17 protein-coding genes and 4 tRNA genes are annotated in these 16,727 nt (G+C 57.6%); 13 read left to right on the top strand and 8 right to left on the bottom strand.

The window, feature by feature from the left end; translation table 11 throughout:
- Nucleotides 1-48 precede the first annotated feature (48 nt).
- From alaS to SM130_RS15545, 6 genes are all read left to right on the top strand, one after another.
- Nucleotides 49-2,673: an alanine--tRNA ligase gene (alaS, locus tag SM130_RS15570; RefSeq protein ID WP_102825138.1), complete on the top strand. Its 2,625-nt coding sequence runs from the start codon at nt 49-51 to the stop codon at nt 2,671-2,673.
- 112 nt (nt 2,674-2,785) lie between these two features.
- Nucleotides 2,786-4,024 carry an aspartate kinase gene (locus SM130_RS15565; RefSeq protein ID WP_102825139.1) on the top strand — a complete coding sequence of 413 codons (1,239 nt, stop codon included), beginning with the start codon at nt 2,786-2,788 and terminating at the stop codon, nt 4,022-4,024.
- Between the two features lie 178 nt (nt 4,025-4,202).
- The gene (gene csrA, locus SM130_RS15560; protein WP_003085981.1) at nt 4,203-4,388 is read left to right on the top strand and encodes a carbon storage regulator CsrA; all 186 of its coding nucleotides are present in this window, start codon (nt 4,203-4,205) and stop codon (nt 4,386-4,388) included.
- A 62-nt stretch (nt 4,389-4,450) separates the two neighbouring features.
- Nucleotides 4,451-4,541, top strand: a tRNA-Ser gene (locus SM130_RS15555).
- 111 nt (nt 4,542-4,652) lie between these two features.
- A tRNA-Arg gene (locus tag SM130_RS15550) sits at nt 4,653-4,729 on the top strand.
- A 71-nt stretch (nt 4,730-4,800) separates the two neighbouring features.
- Nucleotides 4,801-4,877, top strand: a tRNA-Arg gene (locus SM130_RS15545).
- Between the two features lie 53 nt (nt 4,878-4,930).
- On the opposite strand, the gene SM130_RS15540 is transcribed toward SM130_RS15545, so the two are convergent.
- The gene (locus SM130_RS15540; protein ID WP_102825140.1) at nt 4,931-5,416 is read right to left on the bottom strand and encodes a DUF4124 domain-containing protein; all 486 of its coding nucleotides are present in this window, start codon (nt 5,414-5,416) and stop codon (nt 4,931-4,933) included.
- A gap of 339 nt (nt 5,417-5,755) precedes the next feature.
- On the opposite strand from SM130_RS15540, the gene mgtE reads away from it, so the two are divergent.
- The 4 genes from mgtE (at nt 5,756) to SM130_RS15520 (ending at nt 10,526) form a co-directional block, all read left to right on the top strand.
- On the top strand, nt 5,756-7,198 hold the full coding sequence (gene mgtE / locus SM130_RS15535; RefSeq protein ID WP_102825141.1) for a magnesium transporter: 1,443 nt from the start codon (nt 5,756-5,758) through the stop codon (nt 7,196-7,198).
- Between the two features lie 140 nt (nt 7,199-7,338).
- A complete protein-coding gene (locus tag SM130_RS15530) occupies nt 7,339-7,581 on the top strand; it encodes an OadG family protein (protein ID WP_102825142.1) in 243 nt (80 codons plus the stop codon).
- A 22-nt stretch (nt 7,582-7,603) separates the two neighbouring features.
- Nucleotides 7,604-9,379, top strand: a complete 1,776-nt coding sequence (gene oadA / locus SM130_RS15525; RefSeq protein WP_102825143.1) for a sodium-extruding oxaloacetate decarboxylase subunit alpha — start codon at nt 7,604-7,606, stop codon at nt 9,377-9,379.
- A 10-nt stretch (nt 9,380-9,389) separates the two neighbouring features.
- Entirely contained in the window at nt 9,390-10,526 is a 1,137-nt protein-coding gene (locus SM130_RS15520) for a sodium ion-translocating decarboxylase subunit beta (RefSeq protein WP_102825144.1), read from the top strand.
- Between the two features lie 271 nt (nt 10,527-10,797).
- Here SM130_RS15520 and SM130_RS15515 read toward each other — a convergent pair whose 3' ends face one another.
- From SM130_RS15515 to SM130_RS15505, 3 genes are all read right to left on the bottom strand, one after another.
- Complete coding sequence (locus tag SM130_RS15515) at nt 10,798-11,121, bottom strand: Arc family DNA-binding protein (protein WP_013982217.1); 324 nt, start codon at nt 11,119-11,121, stop codon at nt 10,798-10,800.
- Between the two features lie 212 nt (nt 11,122-11,333).
- Nucleotides 11,334-11,519 carry a PA3371 family protein gene (locus tag SM130_RS15510; protein ID WP_102825145.1) on the bottom strand — a complete coding sequence of 62 codons (186 nt, stop codon included), beginning with the start codon at nt 11,517-11,519 and terminating at the stop codon, nt 11,334-11,336.
- A gap of 46 nt (nt 11,520-11,565) precedes the next feature.
- Complete coding sequence (locus tag SM130_RS15505; protein WP_102825146.1) at nt 11,566-11,781, bottom strand: hypothetical protein; 216 nt, start codon at nt 11,779-11,781, stop codon at nt 11,566-11,568.
- Nucleotides 11,782-12,060: 279 nt separating this feature from the next.
- On the opposite strand from SM130_RS15505, the gene SM130_RS15500 reads away from it, so the two are divergent.
- A tRNA-Arg gene (locus SM130_RS15500) sits at nt 12,061-12,137 on the top strand.
- Between the two features lie 128 nt (nt 12,138-12,265).
- On the opposite strand, the gene SM130_RS15495 is transcribed toward SM130_RS15500, so the two are convergent.
- The 4 genes from SM130_RS15495 to flgA all read right to left on the bottom strand — a co-directional run bounded on the left by SM130_RS15495 (nt 12,266) and on the right by flgA (nt 14,769).
- Nucleotides 12,266-13,012, bottom strand: coding sequence for a flagellar brake protein (locus SM130_RS15495; RefSeq protein ID WP_102825147.1), 747 nt, complete (start codon nt 13,010-13,012; stop codon nt 12,266-12,268).
- A gap of 63 nt (nt 13,013-13,075) precedes the next feature.
- A complete protein-coding gene (locus tag SM130_RS15490; protein WP_102825148.1) occupies nt 13,076-13,546 on the bottom strand; it encodes a flagella synthesis protein FlgN in 471 nt (156 codons plus the stop codon).
- 39 nt (nt 13,547-13,585) lie between these two features.
- On the bottom strand, nt 13,586-13,915 hold the full coding sequence (flgM, locus tag SM130_RS15485; protein WP_102825149.1) for a flagellar biosynthesis anti-sigma factor FlgM: 330 nt from the start codon (nt 13,913-13,915) through the stop codon (nt 13,586-13,588).
- Nucleotides 13,916-14,028: 113 nt separating this feature from the next.
- The gene (flgA, locus tag SM130_RS15480; RefSeq protein WP_102825150.1) at nt 14,029-14,769 is read right to left on the bottom strand and encodes a flagellar basal body P-ring formation chaperone FlgA; all 741 of its coding nucleotides are present in this window, start codon (nt 14,767-14,769) and stop codon (nt 14,029-14,031) included.
- A 91-nt stretch (nt 14,770-14,860) separates the two neighbouring features.
- Here flgA and SM130_RS15475 point away from each other — a divergent pair, with 91 nt between their 5' ends.
- Both SM130_RS15475 and cheR read left to right on the top strand, forming a co-directional pair.
- Nucleotides 14,861-15,793: a chemotaxis protein CheV gene (locus tag SM130_RS15475; protein ID WP_102825151.1), complete on the top strand. Its 933-nt coding sequence runs from the start codon at nt 14,861-14,863 to the stop codon at nt 15,791-15,793.
- A complete protein-coding gene (gene cheR / locus SM130_RS15470; RefSeq protein WP_423835163.1) occupies nt 15,783-16,652 on the top strand; it encodes a protein-glutamate O-methyltransferase CheR in 870 nt (289 codons plus the stop codon). Before SM130_RS15475 ends, cheR begins: the two co-directional genes overlap by 11 nt.
- The last annotated feature ends 75 nt before the right edge of the window (nt 16,653-16,727 follow it).

Here is a 16,727-nt window from a genome sequence, read left to right as displayed (position 1 = left end):
GCCGTGTCGTTTTGCAGCCGTTCGGCCGCAGTCCTCTGGAAGAAATCTATGAAAAGCGCAGAAATCCGTGAAGCCTTCCTCCGCTTCTTCGAAGAGAAGGGCCACGCGCGCGTGGCCTCCAGTTCGCTGATTCCGGCGAACGATCCGACCCTGCTGTTCACCAACGCTGGTATGAACCAGTTCAAGGACTGCTTTCTCGGCCTGGAAAAGCGCGCCTACACCCGCGCCACTACCAGCCAGAAATGCGTCCGCGCGGGTGGCAAGCACAACGATCTGGAAAACGTCGGCTATACCGCGCGGCACCATACTTTCTTCGAGATGCTCGGCAACTTCAGCTTCGGCGACTATTTCAAGCGCGATGCGATCACCTATGCCTGGGAGTTCCTGACCTCCGAGAAGTGGCTGAACTTGCCCAAGGAAAAGCTTTGGGTCACGGTCTACGCCAGCGACGACGAGGCCTATGACATCTGGACCAAAGAAGTCGGCGTGCCAGCCGAGCGCATGGTGCGAATCGGCGACAACAAGGGCGCCCCTTACGCGTCGGACAATTTCTGGGCGATGGGCGATACCGGCCCGTGCGGCCCGTGCACCGAGATCTTTTTCGACCACGGCGAACACATCTGGGGCGGTCCGCCCGGCTCGCCAGAGGAAGATGGTGATCGCTACATCGAGATCTGGAACAACGTGTTCATGCAGTTCAATCGCACCGCTGATGGCGTCATGCATCCGCTGCCGGCGCCTAGCGTCGACACCGGCATGGGCCTGGAGCGCGTCAGTGCGGTGCTGCAGCACGTCAACTCCAACTACGAAATCGATCTGTTCCAGAGCCTGCTCAACGCCGCGGCGGATGCCATCGGCTGCGCCAACGAAGGCCAGGCTTCGCTGAAGGTCGTTGCTGACCATATCCGCTCTTGTGGCTTTCTGATCGCCGATGGCGTTACCCCGTCCAACGAAGGCCGGGGTTACGTGCTGCGTCGCATCATTCGCCGCGCCTGCCGCCACGGCAACAAGCTGGGCGCCAAGGGCAGCTTCTTTCACCGTATCGTTGCCGCGCTGGTCGCGGAGATGGGCGATGCGTTCCCCGAGCTCAAGCAGCAGCAGGCGCATATCGAGCGCGTGCTGAAAAACGAGGAAGAGCAGTTCGCCAAGACTCTGGAGCAGGGCCTGAAGATTCTTGAGCAGGATCTGGCGGGGCTTACCGGCAGCGTCATCCCCGGCGATGTGGTGTTCAAGTTGTACGACACCTACGGCTTTCCGGTCGACCTGACTGGCGACATCGCGCGCGAGCGCAATCTGACCCTCGACGAAGATGGCTTCGAGCGCGAAATGCAGGCCCAGCGCGAGCGGGCGCGTTCTGCCAGCGCCTTCGGCATGGATTACAACAGCCTGGTCAAGGTTGAAGGCGAAACGCGCTTCATCGGCTACCAGGGTACGTCCGGCACCGGAAAGGTCTTGGCGCTGTTCAAGGAAGGCATGGTGGTCGACAGCCTGAGCGCCGGGGAAGAGGGCGTCGTGGTGCTCGATCAGACGCCGTTCTACGCCGAATCTGGCGGCCAGACCGGTGACTGCGGTTACCTCCAGGCTCAAGGGCTGCGTTTCGACGTCCGCGATACCAGCAAGGCTGGCAGCGCGTTCCTGCATCACGGCATCGTCGACAGCGGCACGCTGCGCGTAGGTACAGATGTCGAGGCTACGGTCGACGCGTCAGTACGCCAGGCTACTGCGCTCAACCATTCGGCGACCCACCTGTTGCATGCGGCGCTGCGAGAAATTCTCGGCGAGCACGTAAGTCAGAAGGGCTCGCTGGTGGACAGTCAGCGTCTACGCTTCGACTTCAGTCATTTTGAGGCGATCAAACCCGAGCAGCTCCGCGCGCTGGAGGATCGGGTAAACGCCGAGATTCGCCGCAATTCCGCGGTAGAAATCGAGGAAACCGACATTGATACCGCCAAGGGCAAGGGCGCGATGGCGCTGTTTGGCGAGAAGTACGGCGATTCGGTACGGGTTCTGACCATGGGCGGCGGCTTTTCGGTGGAGCTGTGTGGCGGCACCCATGTGAACCGCACCGGTGACATCGGTCTGTTCAAAATCACCAGTGAAGGCGGCGTGGCTGCTGGTGTGCGTCGTATCGAGGCGGTTACCGGAGCGCCGGCGCTGGCCTACCTGAATGCTGCCGAGGAGCAGCTGAAAGAGGCCGCGAACCTGGTCAAGGGCAGTCGCGACAATCTGCTGGACAAGCTAGGCGGCATCCTCGAGCGCAACCGTCAGCTGGAAAAGGAACTCGAGCAGCTCAAGGCGAAGGCGGCCAGCGCAGCGGGCAACGACCTGGCGGGTTCCGCGATCGAGGTCAAGGGCGTGCGGGTGCTTGCGGCGCGCCAGGATGGTCTGGACGGCAAAGCATTGCTGGCGCTGGTCGATCAGCTGAAGAACAAGCTGGGTAGTGCCGTCATTCTCCTTGGCGGGGTTCAGGACGATAAGGTGGTGCTCGTCGCTGGTGTGACACAGGATCTGACCTTTCGCCTGAAAGCCGGTGACCTGATGAAGCAGGCCGCCGCCGCGGTGGGCGGAAAAGGCGGCGGTCGCCCGGATATGGCGCAAGGCGGCGGTAGCGAGCCGGCGAAGCTGGACGAAGCACTGGCCTTGGCTCTCCCGTTTGCCGAGCAGGGGCTTTGAGGCCGCACTGCATCAGATAGCGGTCACGTGCCAGGCTCGGCTGACGACGTGTTTGGTGGTTTCGGGGTTATATGTTTAATGATCGCCCGTTACGGGCTTTAGGCGGCTAACAATGGCTTTGATCGTACAGAAGTTTGGGGGCACCTCGGTCGGCACCGTCGAGCGGATTGAGCAGGTGGCCGAGAAGGTCAAGAAATTCCGCGATGGTGGCGACGATATCATCGTGGTCGTTTCGGCCATGAGTGGCGAAACCAACCGACTGATTGATCTTGCCAAACAGATCAGTGAGCAGCCGGTTGCCCGCGAACTGGACGTCATGGTGTCCACCGGTGAACAGGTCACCATCGCCCTTCTGGCGATGGCGCTGATCAAGCGCGGCGTTCCGGCGGTGTCCTACACTGGCAATCAGGTCCGAATTCTCACCGACAACGCGCACACCAAGGCGCGAATCCTGCAGATCGACGCCCAGCGTATTCAGCGAGACATCAAGGCTGGTCGCGTGGTCGTGGTTGCCGGTTTCCAAGGGGTAGACGAGAAGGGCAATATCACGACGCTCGGCCGTGGCGGCTCCGACACGACCGGCGTGGCGCTGGCAGCGGCGTTGAAGGCCGATGAATGCCAGATCTATACCGACGTCGACGGCGTATACACCACTGACCCCCGAGTCGTTGCGAAGGCCCAGCGACTGGACAAGATCACCTTCGAGGAAATGCTGGAAATGGCCAGCCTCGGATCCAAGGTGCTTCAGATTCGAGCCGTCGAGTTTGCCGGTAAGTACAGTGTCCCGCTACGCGTACTGCACAGTTTTCAGGAGGGTCCAGGTACCCTCATTACCCTTGATGAAGAGGAATCCATGGAACAGCCCATCATTTCCGGCATCGCCTTCAATCGCGACGAGGCCAAGCTGACCATCCGTGGTGTCCCGGATACGCCCGGTGTGGCCTTCAAGATACTGGGGCCGATCAGTGCGGCGAACGTAGAGGTGGATATGATCGTGCAGAACGTTGCGCACGATAACACCACCGATTTCACCTTCACCGTGCATCGCAACGACTACAACAATGCTCTCCAGGTGCTGCAGGGCATCGCTGCCGAAATGGGCGCGCGGGAAGTGATCGGTGATACGGATATCGCCAAGGTCTCCATCGTGGGCGTTGGGATGCGTTCTCACGCGGGGGTTGCCAGCCGCATGTTCGAGGCGCTGGCCAAAGAGAACATCAACATCCAGATGATTTCCACTTCGGAAATCAAGGTTTCTGTGGTTATCGAGGAAAAGTATCTCGAACTTGCCGTGCGTGCTTTGCATACTGCCTTCGAACTGGATGCGCCTGCCGGCAATACTGCGGAATGATTCGCAGAAGGCGCGCTAGTCCGCGCCTTCTGTCGTATTGGGCCGCGCAAAAATGAACTTTAGGCTCCCGCGCGCGGGTCAATAGCTGGTGAAAGGCTCTAGCTTCATGTTTTACGGACATTTTCCGTATTTATCTTTGCAGACTGTTTACTGACTGAATCCGTTTAAGGAGAAAGGAATGCTGATTCTGACTCGCCGGGTTGGAGAAACCCTGATGGTGGGTGACGATGTGACTGTCACCGTGTTGGGTGTGAAAGGAAACCAAGTACGTATCGGTGTCAATGCGCCCAAGGAGGTGGCGGTGCATCGAGAGGAGATTTACCAGCGGATCCAGAAAGAGAAGGATCAGGAACCAAACCACTAATTTTTCTGTAATTTTTGGCTTTGCAAACGGGGTAAAGATGGTTATTATGCGCCCCGTGTTGCGGAGAGGTGGCCGAGTGGCCGAAGGCGCTCCCCTGCTAAGGGAGTACATCTCAAAAGGGTGTCGGGGGTTCGAATCCCCCCTTCTCCGCCATTTTGCGTTCTAGGGTTTCTGATACTTGCGGCAGCCTGCTTTCATCTCAGAAAGTGCCACGGCAAAGTGCTTGACCATCAATGTTTACTCCCTATAATGCGCACGCTCAGCGCACTCATAGCTCAGCTGGATAGAGTACTCGGCTACGAACCGAGCGGTCGGAGGTTCGAATCCTCCTGAGTGCGCCATACTTCGAACGGTCCACAGTGATGCGGAGCGTTCAAGCAACCAGCAGTGACCTGGTTTACCAATCACTTACGCACTCATAGCTCAGCTGGATAGAGTACTCGGCTACGAACCGAGCGGTCGGAGGTTCGAATCCTCCTGAGTGCGCCAACAAAGAAAAAGGGCCTGCAGCGATGCAGGCCCTTTTTTCGTTTCCGAAACGTTCAACGTTTTTTTCCAAGCACACAGCCGTGCTCATCGAAGCTGACTGTGCGTACCTGGCCGGCTCCGTCACGAAAGCGAAGCCGGTCGCGGCCATTGCTGCTGGTAATATTTTCCGGTCGGCCCAGCGCACTTTCCACGTCGCTACGCGTCATGCCAGCACGGATCTGCTTGCTGATAATTGCGCTGCGCCGGTCGCTGCCGGTCACTCTATTGCCACAGCCATCCTCCCTCTCCGCGACGATGGCCAGGCTGTCGATTTCCTTGAGATTGGCCTCACGTCTGGTGCGAGGGGGTGCCATCGGTACCGCTTTTCCCGAGCCAGGTGTTGGGTTTGCGGCGAAATGCCGGTTTTGGCTTTGCTCTTCGGGACATCCTTGCTGGCTGAACGTGACATGGCCCGACTGGTCAACGCAGCGAAAGACGCTTGCTGGAAATGCCGAGGTGGTCGCCAGAAAAAGGCTTGCGCCAATAAACAGTGCTTTCATGCTAGTCCTCCATGACTGAACAGTTCATTGCTCAGGCTACCCAATAAAAGCTGCCGGTACATTCGTGTCTCGCCGCGGCGTGAAGGCGTCGACAGAATATCGGCTTCGCGATGATCGACGATTTTCACGGTTTGAGCGTTAGCCATCTGTAAGGGCTGCGCTTGAGCGCGTCGTGCCGACGCCTGCGATGTTATGATTGCCGCATTTGCCCCCTAGGGTCTGTGGAACAACCTTTCCTTATGGACTTGCCCAGTAGTCGCTCAAATTTCCAGTTTGCCAATCACGTACTGATTGATTGATTTTCCCTGGCGCGCTCCCTGGTCAGGGGTGGAGTGCGCCATGACAGAAGTAGAAGCAAGAAAACCTCAAGAGACGCTGCAGGACCGCCTGGCTCAGGTCGTCGAATTGTTACAGCGCCACCGCCTTGGTGAAGGCGGTGAATCTCGCCAGGACGGCCCGCAGGTCGAGCTGGGCGGGCTCTATGATCAGCGGCAGATCCTTACCGAGCTGCAGCGCAAGCTAGATGAACTGCACCCTGCCGACGTTGCTCACATCCTCGAAGCGTTGCCCCTCGATGAACGACTAACCGTCTGGCAGCTCGTCAAGGCCGAGCGTGACGGTGACATTCTGCTCGAGGTGTCCGACGCCGTTCGAGAGACGCTGATCGCCGATATGGACGATCACGAACTGCTCGCTGCGGCCAAGGAAATGGACGCGGATGAACTGGCTGACCTGGCGCCCGAGCTGCCGCGCGACGTCGTCCATGAGTTGATGGAAACCCTCGACGCTCAGCAGCGCGAGCGCGTCCGCTCCGCCCTGTCTTACGAGGAGGATCAGGTTGGCGCACTGATGGACTTCGAGATGGTGACCATTCGTGAGGATGTCAGTCTAGAGGTGGTGCTTCGTTATCTTCGTCGACTCAAGGAGCTGCCCGGGCATACCGACAAGCTGTTCGTAGTCGACTATGACGGCGTGCTCAAGGGTGTCTTGCCAATCAAGCGCTTGCTGGTCAATGACCCGGAAAAGCAGGTTGCGGAGGTCATGGCCAGCGACCCGGTGACCTTTCACCCGGATGAAGACGCCTACGACGCTGCACAAGCATTCGAGCGTTACGATTTGGTATCCACACCGGTAGTCGATAAGGGCGGCAAGCTTATCGGTCGCCTGACCATCGACGAGATGGTCGACCTGATCCGTGAGGAAAGCGAAAGCGAAGTACTCAACATGGCGGGTCTTCGCGAAGAAGAGGACATTTTTGCCTCGGTCTGGAAGTCTGTCCGCAACCGCTGGGCCTGGCTGGCAGTCAATCTAGTTACAGCGTTCATCGCCTCGCGGGTCATCGGGCTGTTCGATGGCTCTATCGAGAAGCTTGTTGCGCTGGCAGCCCTGATGCCAATTGTCGCAGGCATTGGCGGTAATTCAGGCAACCAGACGATCACCATGATCGTCCGTGCTATGGCTCTGGATCAGGTTGGCACCGGCAACACTTCGCGCTTGTTGCGCAAAGAGGTTGGGGTCGGTTTGGTCAATGGCCTGGTGTGGGGTGGCGTTATCGGTGCGGTGGCGTGGTGGCTCTATGGGAGCTGGTCTCTAGGGGTAGTCATGACTGCCGCGATGACGCTGAACCTTCTGCTCGCCTCCTTGATGGGAGTGCTTATTCCCATGACGCTGGTGCGCCTGGGCCGTGATCCAGCCATGGGGGCTAGTGTGATGATTACTGCGATGACAGATAGCGGTGGATTTTTCATTTTCCTCGGTTTGGCAACCATTTTTCTGCTGTAACGGCCTTTTTAGCGCTTTATTGGGGTTTGCCTTGTTTCGCTGTTTCGGGCTAAGGTTCGGCCGTTTCGTATGTCGCGAAACGTGTCCGAACTAACGCAGCGAATAACAAGCAGCTTGAGCTGCTGCCAAGGGAACTCCCGATGACCCCCAGCCAACTCCTGCTCGAAGGCGTCGAACTCATGCTGTTCGGCATCGGTTTCGTCTTCGCCTTCCTCGTTCTGTTGATCCTTTGCATTCGCCTGATGTCCTATCTGACCGGTCGCTTCGTAAGCGAGCCGGCACCTCAGGTAGCGTCTGCCCGGGCTGCGAATGCTGAAACAGATCCGGATATTCTTGCAGCCATCCAGGCCGCGATTCATCAACACCGCGCGCGACGCGGTTGACTCTGGACAGGGAGTTCCTTCCATGACAGTTGCTAAACAGCCGCTCGGCATAACCGACGTGGTGCTGCGTGACGCGCACCAATCCATCCTTGCCACTCGTGTTCGCCTGGAAGACATGTTGCCGATTGCAGCGAAGCTCGATCAGGTTGGTTTCTGGTCAGTGGAGAGCTGGGGTGGTGCCACATTCGATGCCTGCATTCGTTACCTGGGTGAAGATCCGTGGGAGCGTATTCGAGAACTCAAAAAGGCCATGCCGAACACGCGTCAGCAGATGTTGTTGCGTGGGCAAAACCTGCTGGGGTACCGGCATTACGCTGATGATGTCGTAGAAAAATTCGTCGAGCGCGCTGCGGTGAACGGCGTCGACGTGTTCCGCGTGTTCGACGCCATGAACGATCCGCGCAATCTCGAAACTGCACTGCGTGCGGTCAAGCAGCAGGGCAAACACGCCCAGGGCACGATCTCCTATACCACAAGCCCAGTGCACACGCTGGAGATGTGGGTCGACCTGGCCAAGCAGATCGAAGACATGGGTGCCGACTCGGTGGCCATCAAGGATATGGCGGGTATTCTCACCCCGTATATGGCGTTCGAACTCGTATCCCGGTTGAAGAGCAGTCTCGCTATTCCGATCCATATGCAGTGTCACGCGACAGCCGGTTTGTCGACCGCGGCGATCCTGAAGGCCGTGGAGGCTGGTATCGACAACGTCGATACGGCCATTTCGTCGCTCTCAATGACCTATGGACACTCGCCGACCGAATCGGTGGTTGCCATCTTCCAGGGCACTGACCGCGATACCGGTCTGAACCTCGAGTTGCTCGAAGAAATCGCGGCCTATTTTCGCGAAGTCCGCAAGAAGTATGCGAAGTTTGAAGGCACGCTGCGTGGCGTCGATTCACGAATTCTCGTCGCGCAAGTGCCGGGCGGCATGCTGACCAACATGGAAGGCCAGCTGAAAGAGCAGGGCGCGCTAGACAAGTTCGATGACGTGCTGGCAGAAATCCCGCGGGTTCGCGAGGACCTTGGATTCATCCCTTTGGTGACACCTACTTCGCAAATAGTGGGCACCCAGGCGGTGATCAACGTGCTGATGGGCGAGCGCTACAAGTCGATTACCAAAGAGACGGCTGGCGTGCTCAAAGGTGAATACGGAGCGGCCCCCGCTCCGTTCAATGCAGAGCTGCAGGCGCGCGTGCTGGACGGCGCCGAAGTGATTACCTGTCGCCCTGCTGATCTGCTGCAACCTGAAATGGACCGCCTGACTACCGAGCTGAAAGGGATTGCGCAGGAAAAGAACATCAATCTTGCCGCTGAGCTGATTGATGATGTTCTGACCTATGCGCTGTTTCCTCAGATTGGATTGAAGTTTCTCGAAAACCGTGGGAATCCATCGGCGTTCGAGCCGACGCCTACTGGCGGCGAGCTTCCGTCGCGGGAGGTGGGCAAGCCCGAGGTCTACACCGTCGAGGTGAATGGCAAATCCTTCGTTGTGCAAGTCAGTGATGGTGGTGACATCGAGGGTATCAAGCCACTGGCTTCCGCTGGCGCGTCTGCCGAACAAGCCTCAGCAGTGCCTGCTAACGGTGAGACTCAGTCCGCGCCATTGGCCGGGAACATTTTCAAGGTCCTGGTGCAGCCCGGGCAGGTGGTTCAGGAAGGCGATCTGGTGATGATTCTCGAGGCCATGAAAATGGAGACCGAGATCCGTGCGTTCAAGGCCGGCACAGTTGCGTCGGTCAACGTCAAGGTTGGCGATGCAGTTTCGGTCGGTGACAGCCTGCTGAGCATCGGCTAAGGGGAGTCGCATGGAAAAGTTGCTCAAGCTTTGGCATGGAACGGGTCTCTATCATCTAGAGCCGGGCCAGGCGCTGATGATTGTTGTCTGCGTGGGATTGATCTATCTAGCTATCCGTAAAGGATTCGAGCCGTTGTTGCTGATACCGATCGGCTTCGGTGGCATCTTGGCAAATATTCCTGTGGCGAACATGGGGGAGGGCGCTGGAATCCTGCATCTGTTCTATGAGGTAGGTCTTCCGACTAGCGTCTTTCCGTTGCTGATCTTCATGGGCGTCGGCGCGATGACCGACTTCGGGCCGATGTTGGCTAATCCGAAGACGCTGTTGCTTGGCGCGGCTGCGCAATTTGGCATCTTCGCGACCTTGCTCGGGGCGCTGGCGCTTACAGCTGCAGGAATTCCGGGTATGGAGTTCACGCTGCGAGAAGCGGCATCAATCGCCATCATCGGCGGTGCGGACGGCCCAACATCCATCTTCGTGACATCGAAGCTGGCGCCAGAGCTTCTTGGTCCTATCGCTGTCGCGGCGTATTCCTATATGGCTCTCGTGCCACTGATACAGCCACCGATCATGCGGGCGCTCACGACGAAGGAGGAGCGTGCAATCGTCATGACTCAGCTGCGTCATGTCGGTCAGATAGAGAAGATCGTCTTCCCGATACTGCTCTGTTTGCTGGTTGGTATGTTGCTGCCGGATGCGGCTCCGCTGGTTGGCATGTTCGCGTTCGGAAATCTGTTGCGTGAGTGTGGTGTGGTAGATCGCCTGGCCGACACGTCGCGCAACGCGTTGATCAACATCGTAACGATCGCGCTCGGCCTGACTGTGGGGTCGAAGCTTTCTGCCGAGGCCTTTCTGCAAATGAAGACGCTGGGAATTCTCGTATTGGGAATGGTCGCCTTTTGCGGTGGGACCGCGGCGGGGATCTTCATGGCCAAGGTGATGAATCGTTTTAGCCATAACAAGATCAATCCCTTGATTGGCTCAGCGGGCGTCTCGGCGGTGCCAATGGCTGCGCGGGTGTCCAACAAGGTAGGGCTTGAGGCAAACCCACAAAACTTTCTCTTGATGCACGCTATGGGGCCGAACGTCGCGGGCGTCATCGGTTCCGCTGTGGCCGCCGGCGTACTGCTCAACTTCGTCGGCTAGTGAGGTTGATCCAGGCGGCCCGGCGGGGCCGCCTGGGGCCTAAATGCGCTGGCCATTTCAGTCTGCGCGGCAAGATGGCGGCACTCCATACCGTCACGTAAGCGCTCTTCACCATACCTTTGAATAAAACGTTCTTCTGTTACGCCAGGCATGGCTTTGCGCCTTGCGCTTGGTCGCGAGGGCAAAAAAGGGAAGGGGTGTAGCGGAGTATTGAGCTAGAGGATGCGTGGGCCGCAAGGGGCAGCTGCAGAGCTACCCCATGGTTTTGACCTCAGTCTTCCTTGGCCAGCTCGGTGTCCTGAGCAATCAGAGCGATCAGTGCATTCTGCTGGCGATGCGCCAACTGCCGGAAGCGCTGCAGTAGCTCCCTTTCGTGCAGTGATAGCTCAGGGCTGTCCAGGCGCATGCTGAGATCATCATCCAAGGCGCCCTCCTGCAGCAGGCTCTGTTCCAGCCTGGCGATGATCTCGGAATTCATGCTGCGATGATGATTACGCGCTACCTCTGCGATGCGCTCACGCATGCCGTCGGGAAGCCGAACCACGAATTTGTCAGCCGTACGGCTGGAATAAACTGCCTGTTTCATAGGGCGCATAATTAACCGGTTAGTCAGGTGGGCGTGCTGGCGTATTGCCGGGGTGGTCACCGGTCTGACAGCCACCAGTACTCGCTGTTCCGTCGACCAAGAGGAAAAAATTAGGAGACGGCTTCATGGCGCCAATTGTACGGCGAAAAAGCAATTAGTAAAGCAATGTGCTATCAAATTGCCTTTACTGTGAAGCAATTCAGCTTTCGTGTCGGGGGCGCCTAGCGCAAAACTGGATCAAATTTGATTTTGCGTCCCGCCATGAGCGCGAGCAGGAAAAGCGTGCCGAAAACTACCAAGCCGGCCTTGCAGGCCGCGTCAGATACAGGCGACCCCTCTGGCCCCAAAAACGCACCGTAACCACACCCGGCGGTAAGTAGTAGGCAGGTCAATGCAAGTTTCGACATGTCATTATCTCCTTCTGGCGGAACCATCCGCACGTAAACCGATCCCTTAGAAGACCCAGCGCTGTGGCTGAGACAGCGTATTGGTTTCATTGGAGCTCAGTGTGGTCAGCTGAGCACTTTCAGCAGCACTCGTACGCTGGATCGGAAATTGGCTGGAAGACGCTTCAGGCTGAAGTATCTGGGGCTGGGCCGATGGCGTCTGCATTACAGTCATGGCGGCGAACGCGAAGCTTGCAGCAAGAAGAGAAACTGGCTTGATCATGAGCGTCATCCTTCGCGTCACGGTAAGTATGCTTTCTTATTTGCAGTAGCTGTGCCAACTCGGATCTTGTATTTTTAGCTTATATATCAATTGGTTACGTCGCGCTCGATTAGGAGAAAGATTGCGCTTTGCACGGATGGCTACTGCAGGCCATGCAATTTGCATGGCCCGGCAGGGCTTCAGATTGCGAGGCATTAATTACCCGGGTCCGGATGAACGACATGACAAATGGCGTTTGGCTGGTTAACATGCCGCCGCCTGTATAAGCCGTGCCCATTAGTCCCAGTAGCTCAATTGGATAGAGCATCCCCCTCCTAAGGGGAAGGCTGGTGGTTCGAACCCACTCTGGGACGCCATTCCGGCTCGGATCTCCGCTGCGGGAGGCGAGCAAGTTCCACGCTCCAGGTCGCAGCAGGCGTGCCGCATTGCACGGCACACATCAGTTCGCTACGGGGTTAACCCTTGTAGGGCTGGTGCTGGTTGATCAGCCGAATGGCGAGTCGGCATTGTCCCGACGCGCGTCGCGTTGCAGTTGATAGACCAGTCGCTCGATTTGCCGTTGCGCCAGTCCGCTGAGGCGGTGGAAGCGCAAGCCGCACATGGATGTATCCAGCTTCTCATCGACCGCTAAATGGCGTAGCTCGACTTCGGTCTGAATAGACCCAATCGGCAGTTTGGCGGCTAATTCATAGATCTGGCCGGTCTGGAGGCTGCCCAGGAAATTTCCCTTCAGGCTCAGCTTGCAGCCTGTCGCCGATATATCCAGAAGGCGGCCGTCCAAGGCTTTTCTCACGGCAGCGCCGCCCAACTGGGCCGCTACGGCGGTTTCCTTGAGTTGAGCGCGGTAAGCGTTACGCCGCTGGTGATAGGTCAGTGTCGAGGGTGTTGGAATCCAGTAGCAACGGGCGCCGTCTATCTCGCCTAAATGTACAGGCTGATCGTTCGTCCAGAAGATCCTGGCGCCTTCGTAGACTCCCTCGATATGCAGGGGCTCGCCCTGTAGGAGATACCTCTCTCCATCGTTGGGAATAAGTTCGTCCAGAGCGATCCAGCCAGTCTCGCGATTCATTTCAACAAGAAAGCTCTGGAATCGCTGGCTGCGTTCTTGGAAGCGAAGGGTGAGCGGGGTGTTGTTATCCAGAAGAGGGCGAAGATTGGCGTATATCTCGAGCGGTGCCGTCAGTACCTTGGGTGGCTGCGGACCCTCGTCGCCGGAAAATAAGCTAGACACAGTCCGGGGCTCTCCGGCGTATTGTTATCACCATCGCGTGGCGTCCTTGTGGCGGTCAATCATTCAGGCTTGGCTCAGTGGCCTTTGCCGCTTAGCTTTGGCGGCCCCGCCACGGTTGTCGTACAGGCCGGGCGTCTCATCTTTGCCTTGAAGAATGTGAAGCATGCTGCCAAGGGAGCTCTGGTTAGCTCGAATAAGGCGCCCATTTCTTTCGTTGGCTGTACGGCAGTGCTCAAGCTCGGCTTCCAGTACCTGGGCCTGCTCAAGGATGGCTGCACCGCTTTTCGATTTACTTGCCGCTGCTTCCAGTCCGGCTCGATCGGGAGAAAACTGCTGCCCGATCAGCCATTGGCTGCGCTGCGTTCCATGCTGGCCAAGCAGGGCGAGTAGTGGCTGCTTTCTTGCGAGTATGGCTTCGAGATCCGCGAGTTCGCGATCACCCAGTGCGACGAACTCAAGGTCGATGAGTTCAAGGAGTTGGCGCGCGATGCCGATATCGTCAGTTAGCTGCTCAAGCAGGGCTGTGTCGTGCATTTCGGGCTCTTGGCTTGCTCGCGTGAGTCGGGCTCAGGTTCAGCGCTGCGTCTCGAACGCAAGCATCTTGGCTGCCACACGCTGACTGTCGACCTGATAGGAGCCGTCCGCAATCGCTTCTTTAAGCTTTGCTACACGTTCCATATCAACCGCTGGCTGATCATTCAGTTTGTCGGCTGCCTGCTGCAGACGCTGGGCTTCTGGGCTCAGTTGGATGGTGTCGCCGTTACTGCCGCTGGCGGCGCTGGTTTTAGGCGCTTCGCTAGCGGAGCCTTGCTGGGGGCTGGCCGCGCGCTCGTTACCTTGCACGCTACTGCGCCCGCTAGGGGCATTCAGTGGGCTGTTGGGCCGATTGAAGTCGATGACCATGATGCAAACCTCGAAGGAATCAGGACGCTTGCCATGTGTTCGGCAACAGAAGGTGAAACTTTAGCTTTTTTTCCTGGGTAGCACACTGAAAACTGCCAGGCCTTCTTTATTGGCTACATTGCCACTTCGACCTGACCTGGCCCGATAACGCGTGCCTTGATGGTGCGGCCCGAGCGCTGATTCTTTACTGAAATCTGCTTGCCCGGCATTCCATCGGCCATTGCTTCGCCGGGCATCCGAACACTGATCGTACCGGATCTGGCGGTAATTACGACCTGATCGCCCTTGCGTATTACCTTGGCCATCTCCAACTGATTTGGCGTGATCACCTGATCCGGCTGAATTGGGCGAGTGAGTTTGTTACCTAGCGCTTCATCGAGGCGCGTCAGATAGCCCTGGTTGAGAACCGATACGTCCCGTTCAGCGAGGCTTACATCTGTTGGGCTCAGTACCGTATCGCGTAGTAATGATCTCGTTGCAACGATCACTTCGCGATACAGGCGGACCTGGGCAGGGACAAATACCGACCAGGGGCTGCTTCCTTCGCAACTTACCCGGACGGTGACGCGTCCTATGGGAGTGGTAGTGCTGCCGAGGCTTGCTACGAGCGGCTGGTCGCACTGATTCAGGCGCAGCCGTGGGTCGAGTCGACTGATATTGATCTCATGGCGAGCTTCGATAGCGCTGCGGCTCAAATACTCGCTCACAGTGAGCTCAAGAAACTGCTCGGTCACGTCGATAAGCTGGTCAGGATGTGACATGGTTGACGCATAGGCAAGCTGGCCTATAGCTAGAACTACCGATGGCAGCACGATTCTGTAAAGCGTCTGGCTGCAGCGCCGGAAAATGGTCATATGCACGTTCATATCCCAACCAAAGCAAGGGGCGTGCCGCGTCTAATATTCGTCTGGCCCCAATTATCTGCAAGCAGAGAGGAAGACTGGCATGGCCGGTGTACTGGATTCGGTTAACCAGCGTACCCAATTGGTAGGGCAGAACCGTCTGGAGCTGCTGCTGTTTCGTCTAGATGGCGAGCAGCTTTACGGAATCAACGTTTTCAAGGTGCGTGAAGTGCTGCAATGCCCTCGGCTGACGGTCATGCCGAAATGCGGCAGGGTCGTGCGGGGGGTTGCAAGCATTCGCGGCAGTACGCTGCCGATCCTTGATCTGTCGCTCGCTACGGGCAAGTCGGCTCTGATGGACCTGGAAAATTCCTTCGCGGTTATCACCGAATACAACAACAGAACCCTTGGTTTTCTGGTGAGTTCGGTTGAAAGAATCGTCAACCTGAACTGGGAGGCAATTCTTCCGCCACCCAAGGGGGCCGGACGTGACCATTACCTGACGGCAGTGACGCACATCGACAACAAGCTCGTGGAAATCATCGATGTGGAAAAAGTGCTCGCGGAGGTTGCGCCGACGTCGGAAGAAGTGTCACCGGGCGTCATTGATGACGATACCCGTACCAAAGCGCTTTCATGCCGCGTGCTGATCGTCGATGACTCGTCGGTAGCGCGTAAGCAAATCGCACGCTGCCTGGAGAATATTGGGATCGAGGTGGTCAAGCTGAACGATGGGCGCGAGGCGCTCAATTACCTGAAGCTAATGGCCGACGAAGGTAAGAATCCGGCGGATGAGTTCTTGATGATGATCTCGGATATTGAAATGCCGGAAATGGATGGCTATACCCTGACTACCGAGGTGCGGCACGATCCACGCATGCATGGAATGCATATACTCCTGCATACTTCTCTTTCCGGTGTGTTCAATCAGAACATGGTGAAACGGGCAGGCGCGGATGATTTCCTCGCCAAGTTCCAGCCTGATGATCTCGCTGCCCGCGTGGCCGAGCGGATCAGGCAGGCGGATGCAAACTGAGGCTAGCTCCTCTCATGATGGTGAGGCTTTATTGGTGTCAGTTGATCTGGATTTCGAGCAGTTCCGGGTATTTCTTGAAAAGACGTGCGGCATTCTGCTGGGCAGTAATAAGCAGTATCTGGTCTCCAGCCGCCTCAATAAGCTGATGGAGCAGCAAGGCATCAAGACGCTTGGCGATCTGGTCAGGAAGATTCAGGCGCAACCGCGCAGCGGGTTACGCGAGTTGGTCGTGGATGCGATGACGACCAACGAAACGCTGTGGTTTCGCGATACCTATCCATTCGAGGTGCTCAAGAATCGGGTCCTGCCGGAAATGCTCAAGGCAGGCTCCGGCCAGCGTCTGCGGATCTGGTCGGCCGCGTGTTCGTCGGGGCAGGAGCCTTATTCGCTCTCGATGGCCATTGATGAGTTCGAGCGTAGCAGCCCAAGCCAGCCGAAAACGGGTGTCCAGATCGTCGCGACCGAGCTATCCGGGACGATGCTCGCGGCGTGTAAGGCAGCCGAATACGACAGTTTGGCGATTGCTCGCGGCCTGTCGGCTGATCGTCTGCAGCGTTATTTCGATGCCAAGGCACCGGGGCGTTGGGCAGTGAAGCCGCCGATTCGCTCTCGCGTCGAGTTCAGGGTTCAGAACCTACTCGACAGCTATGCGGCGTTGGGCAAGTTCGACATCGTTTTCTGTCGCAACGTACTGATCTATTTCTCTGCCGATGTAAAGAAGGACATCCTCAAGCGTATTCACGCGACTTTACGGCCGGGTGGGTACTTGTTCCTGGGTGCGTCCGAAGCGCTCAACGGTCTCCCCGAGTTGTACCAAATGGTCCAATGCAGTCCGGGGATCATCTACAAGGCGAAGTAGCGCTCGCCATTGCGGCAGAAAACCGTCGTGCAACGCGGCGGTCATGGCAGGAAAGCGGTAAAGACTTGCCGCTTT

It is taken from the genome of Stutzerimonas stutzeri, assembly GCF_038561965.1.
GTDB lineage: Bacteria > Pseudomonadota > Gammaproteobacteria > Pseudomonadales > Pseudomonadaceae > Stutzerimonas > Stutzerimonas stutzeri_AA.
Note: the sequence above shows the minus strand (reverse complement) of the source record. Positions and strands in the feature narration are given on the sequence as shown.

Bases quoted from the DNA above. Each gene is read 5' to 3' on its own strand.
- oadA (WP_102825143.1), top strand. From the start codon at position 7,604: ATGACAGTTGCTAAACAGCCGCTCGGCATAACCGACGTGGTGCTGCGT.
- cheR (WP_423835163.1), top strand. From the start codon at position 15,783: ATGCAAACTGAGGCTAGCTCCTCTCATGATGGTGAGGCTTTATTGGTG.
- SM130_RS15565 (WP_102825139.1), top strand. From the start codon at position 2,786: ATGGCTTTGATCGTACAGAAGTTTGGGGGCACCTCGGTCGGCACCGTC.
- flgM (WP_102825149.1), bottom strand. From the start codon at position 13,915: ATGGTCATCGACTTCAATCGGCCCAACAGCCCACTGAATGCCCCTAGC.
- flgA (WP_102825150.1), bottom strand. From the start codon at position 14,769: ATGACCATTTTCCGGCGCTGCAGCCAGACGCTTTACAGAATCGTGCTG.
- SM130_RS15490 (WP_102825148.1), bottom strand. From the start codon at position 13,546: ATGCACGACACAGCCCTGCTTGAGCAGCTAACTGACGATATCGGCATC.
- csrA (WP_003085981.1), top strand. From the start codon at position 4,203: ATGCTGATTCTGACTCGCCGGGTTGGAGAAACCCTGATGGTGGGTGAC.
- SM130_RS15475 (WP_102825151.1), top strand. From the start codon at position 14,861: ATGGCCGGTGTACTGGATTCGGTTAACCAGCGTACCCAATTGGTAGGG.
- SM130_RS15505 (WP_102825146.1), bottom strand. From the start codon at position 11,781: ATGATCAAGCCAGTTTCTCTTCTTGCTGCAAGCTTCGCGTTCGCCGCC.
- mgtE (WP_102825141.1), top strand. From the start codon at position 5,756: ATGACAGAAGTAGAAGCAAGAAAACCTCAAGAGACGCTGCAGGACCGC.
- SM130_RS15530 (WP_102825142.1), top strand. From the start codon at position 7,339: ATGACCCCCAGCCAACTCCTGCTCGAAGGCGTCGAACTCATGCTGTTC.
- SM130_RS15515 (WP_013982217.1), bottom strand. From the start codon at position 11,121: ATGCGCCCTATGAAACAGGCAGTTTATTCCAGCCGTACGGCTGACAAA.
- SM130_RS15540 (WP_102825140.1), bottom strand. From the start codon at position 5,416: ATGAAAGCACTGTTTATTGGCGCAAGCCTTTTTCTGGCGACCACCTCG.
- SM130_RS15520 (WP_102825144.1), top strand. From the start codon at position 9,390: ATGGAAAAGTTGCTCAAGCTTTGGCATGGAACGGGTCTCTATCATCTA.
- SM130_RS15510 (WP_102825145.1), bottom strand. From the start codon at position 11,519: ATGTCGAAACTTGCATTGACCTGCCTACTACTTACCGCCGGGTGTGGT.
- alaS (WP_102825138.1), top strand. From the start codon at position 49: ATGAAAAGCGCAGAAATCCGTGAAGCCTTCCTCCGCTTCTTCGAAGAG.